Genomic DNA, 3,875 nt, shown 5'->3' on the forward strand with positions numbered 1-3,875 from the left:
CCGTCGTCGGCCGGCAAGATGTGGAGTCCCGCTCGACTCTTGAGCACGGGAACCGTCTCGGCCGCGGGGTCGAAGTAGTCGGGGCGTGATACGGTCTTGGCCTCGTACGTCTCCGGGTCGAGCACCTGCACCGCGTGGTCGTCCTCGACGGCGACCACCGTCGTCTCCGCTGCGTCCTCTCGGGTGCCGAGCCGGCGCGCGTCCGGGGCGGTGCCCTCCTCGTACGCCGCCTCGTAGCCCTCGCCGGTCGTCAGCCGCACGCCCTTGAGGCGCTGTCGGGCGCTCCGGACGAGCACCGGGCCGTCACCGTCGTCGGGGTCGATGACCGTCCCCGGCGGGTACGGCGGCAACCGGACCGCGAACGTCACCCGGTACACCTCGTTGCCGTCGCCGTCCTCGGTCACGAGCGTCGGGTACTCCTCGACGCTCCCGCCGAGTTCGCGCGTGATGCGTCTGGCGATGCCGCCGCCCATCTGGTTCGTCGATATCTTGAGGTCGACGCCGTCGTCCGTCTCTTTCACCTCGGAGATGAACGCGTTCCTGTCCCCCGTCGCCTCCCGTTCGGCGATGTACGCCTCGGCGATTTCGACGGCACGTTCTGTCTCCTCGCGCGTCGGCGTCCGGTCGTCCGCGCGCACCTGCACCTCGGCCGCGTAGTAGCCGCCGGCGATACGCCCACACCGGTCGCACGTCCCACGCGCGATGAGGACGGGAACCGTCACCTCCTCCTCGACGAACGTGCCGCGGACGACGCCCGAGAACCGGCAGTGCATCCGGATAGTGTTCTGGTCGACCTGTTCGGGTTCGATTCCCCACTGGACGTCCGTCGCGTTCAGGTGGACGCCGAGCGCGCCCCCGACTTCGTCGATGGCGACGTCGGTGTAGTCCTCCGCACCCACGTCGACCCAGCGGTTCCCCCGGTGGACCGCGCCGCACCCCGAACACACCTGCACCTCGATGCGGTCGGGGGCGTCGACGAGATCGAAGTCGGCGAAGTAACAGGCGTTACAGAGCACCGCGTCCTGTTCGCGTGGCTGTCCCGGCAGGGGTTCCTCGCGCTCGGGAACCGGGTCGCCACACCGCGGACAGAACTCGCGCGACGCCGCGTCAGTCATACCCGTCCCTACCGGGTCAGCGTGGTTAAGCCCCGCGAACTCCGCGTCAGGAGGTGGCTACCCCTCTTCCGGGTCGGTAGTGAGGTACGACCGCGCCTCGGCGTCGCGCACCTGCCGGAAGTCCCGGTAGAACTGTCCGACGGCCCCGAACGACTCCGGCGTCTCGACGGCCACCACCCGCGCCCCCTCGTCGCGGACACGGTTCACGGAGTCGGCGGCGGCCACGGGAACCGCTAGCACCACCGTCTCGGCCCCGGCGGCCTGTACCTGCCGGACGCACGCCAGCGCCGTCGCCCCCGTCGCGAGGCCGTCGTCGACGACGACGACGCGTTCGCCGTCCAGTCGCGACAGCGACTCGCCGCCGCGGTACTCGCGCAGTTTCTGGGAGGCGGCCGCCTGCGCCCGTGCCTGTTCCTCCCGCAGGTACTCGTCGTCGACGCCGAGTCGGGAGACCAGTTCGTCGTTGGTCCAGACGCTCCCGTCGCCCGCCACCGCCCCGACTGCGAGTTCGGGGTTGCCCGGCGCGCCGAGTTTCACCGCGACGACGACGTCGAGTGGGACGCCGAGTCGGTCCGCGACGACCCGACCGACCGGGAGTCCCCCGCGGGGGATGGCCAGCACCAGGTCGGCGTCGACACCCTCCTCGGCGAGTCGGGCGGCGAGGCGTTCGCCCGCGTCAGTCCTGTCAGCGAACATACGACCGCTACACGCGGCGCGGACAAAACCTCTCGCCCGTCACTCCGCGAGCAACGACGGTCCCTCGACCGCTTCGTCCTCCGCCTCGCGCCACGTGTGCTGCGGCGCCCAGTCGAACAGTTCCCCCGCCTTCGCCGTCGACAGCGCCGACGACTCGCCGGTGAGCGTGCAGTCGTCGGGACGCGACCCGAAGAACTCCTCGACGGCGTCGACAGTCGGGCGGCCGAGGTAGTTGTCGGCGGCCGCGGCGTGGACCGCCTCGTGGCCCTCGGGCGGGGCGTCGAGCGCACTCGCCACCAGCGAGGCGACGTCGCGGACGTCGACGTACGACCAGAAGTTACCGGCCCCGCCCTCGAGTCCCTCCCGCGCGACGTCGCGGCAGGCGTACTCGCCGGGATACTGAATCCACGAGGGGCGGACGGAGGTGACGGGGACGTCGTACCGCCGCGTGACCATCTTCGCCACCTCCTCGGCGGCGACTTTCGAGGTGCCGTAGGGGTCCTCGGGTCGCATCGAGTGCGACTCGGTGATGGGCAGTTCGTCGGGGAGCGTCTTCTCGCGGGCGAACGCCCACCCGTACGTCGACTCCGAGGAGGCCCAGACGGTCCGGGCACCCGCCCGGCCGGCCCCGACGAGGACGTTGTACGCCGCCAGCAGGTTCGTCTCGAACACCCGGCCGCCGGGGTGTCGCGTCGGCGCTGGGATGGCCGCCCAGTGGACGACGGCGTCGGGAGCGACGTCGGAGAGCAGGTCGAGCGCCTGTCCACGGTCGGTCAGGTCTGCGGCCCGGAAACCGACGTGCGGACGCTCGGACACCTCGAACCCGGGCTGGTCGTAGTCGACACAGACGACGTCGTAGTCGCCGGCGAGTCGGTCGACGAGCCATCGCCCGGAACGACCCTGTCCGCCGGTGACCAGTACGGTCTCCATGCCGGCCTCTACGCGACGGTGTCAGAAGAAAGCATCCGAACCGCGTGCCGTCGTCCCCGTCTCGGCGTCAGTAGGGGGTGAATCCGTGCACCTCTCGTGCGTGTGCGAGGAGCTCCTCCGTCGTGTCGAAGGACTTCCCACAGCTGCACGTGTGATACGCCGATTGGGGTGTCTGACCAACGGCCATACCACTACTCCAGTGTGCATCTATAATAATCTTTCGTGGGTTGTGTGGGGACACATCACACAGACACAGATTCGCGTCCGTTCGTCACAGAGTTCACTCGGTTCGTACTCGTTTGTTACTCAGACACACCGGTACGTGACCACAACACAAGTAGGGGTGTTCGGGGTCGCTCCCCACACCCGGCAGGGTTTATGCCGTCGAGCCAGTAGGGACTGGCATGCAGTGGAAACCGGATTGGGGGCTCCGCAGTCGCATGGCCCTCACGATGTTCCTGCTGTTCGCCCTCTACATCGTCTTCGTCGGCGTGTTGAGTCTGTACTTCGGACGGCTCCTCCCCGTCGTCGTAATCATGGGCGGCTTCCTGTTCGTCCAGTTCTTCTTCAGCGACAAGCTCGCCCTCTACAGCATGGGGGCTCACGTCGTCGAGGAGGACGAGGCGGACGCGGAGATGCGGAAGGTCCACCGGATGGTCTCTCGCCTCTCCCAGCAGGCCGACCTCCCAAAGCCAAAGGTCGCCGTCGCGGAGACGTCGATTCCGAACGCGTTCGCCGCCGGTCGCTCGCAGAAGAGCTCCACCGTCTGTGTCACGCGTGGCATCCTCCGGGCGCTCGACGACGACGAACTCGAGGGCGTCCTCGCACACGAACTCGCCCACGTCAAGAACCGCGACGTGATGGTGATGACCATCGCGTCGTTCCTCTCGACGCTGGCGTTCCTCATCGTCCGGTGGGGCTGGTTCCTCGGCGGTAACCGCGAACGAGGCGGCGCACCAGTCATCGTCGCCATCCTGGTCTCGCTGGTGGTGTGGATAATCTCGTTCCTCCTCATCCGTGCGCTCTCGCGGTACCGCGAGTTCGCCGCCGACCGCGGCGGGGCGGTCATCACGGGCAAGCCCTCGGCGCTCGCCTCCGCACTCCTGACCATCGAGGGACGGATGGACCGCGTGC

4 protein-coding genes are annotated in these 3,875 nt (G+C 68.7%); 1 reads left to right on the forward strand and 3 read right to left on the reverse strand.

Going from position 1 to position 3,875, the window contains the following annotated elements; translation table 11 throughout:
* The 3 genes from ACESK5_RS18875 to ACESK5_RS18885 all read right to left on the reverse strand — a co-directional run.
* Positions 1 to 1,115 (reverse strand): 60S ribosomal export protein NMD3 (locus ACESK5_RS18875; protein WP_372913131.1); only part of this gene is annotated, 1,115 nt, incomplete at its 3' end.
* Between the two features lie 57 nt (positions 1,116 to 1,172).
* Positions 1,173 to 1,811, reverse strand: a complete 639-nt coding sequence (locus ACESK5_RS18880; protein ID WP_372913132.1) for a phosphoribosyltransferase — start codon at positions 1,809 to 1,811, stop codon at positions 1,173 to 1,175.
* 39 nt (positions 1,812 to 1,850) lie between these two features.
* On the reverse strand, positions 1,851 to 2,741 hold the full coding sequence (locus ACESK5_RS18885) for an NAD-dependent epimerase/dehydratase family protein (RefSeq protein ID WP_372913133.1): 891 nt from the start codon (positions 2,739 to 2,741) through the stop codon (positions 1,851 to 1,853).
* A gap of 404 nt (positions 2,742 to 3,145) precedes the next feature.
* On the opposite strand from ACESK5_RS18885, the gene htpX reads away from it, so the two are divergent.
* A partial coding sequence (gene htpX / locus ACESK5_RS18890) for a zinc metalloprotease HtpX (protein WP_372913134.1) occupies positions 3,146 to 3,875 on the forward strand: 730 nt, incomplete at its 3' end.

The organism is Salinigranum sp., assembly GCF_041641895.1.
Classification (GTDB): Archaea; Halobacteriota; Halobacteria; order Halobacteriales; family Haloferacaceae; genus Salinigranum.

Bases quoted from the DNA above. Each gene is read 5' to 3' on its own strand.
- ACESK5_RS18885 (WP_372913133.1), bottom strand. From the start codon at position 2,741: ATGGAGACCGTACTGGTCACCGGCGGACAGGGTCGTTCCGGGCGATGG.
- ACESK5_RS18880 (WP_372913132.1), bottom strand. From the start codon at position 1,811: ATGTTCGCTGACAGGACTGACGCGGGCGAACGCCTCGCCGCCCGACTC.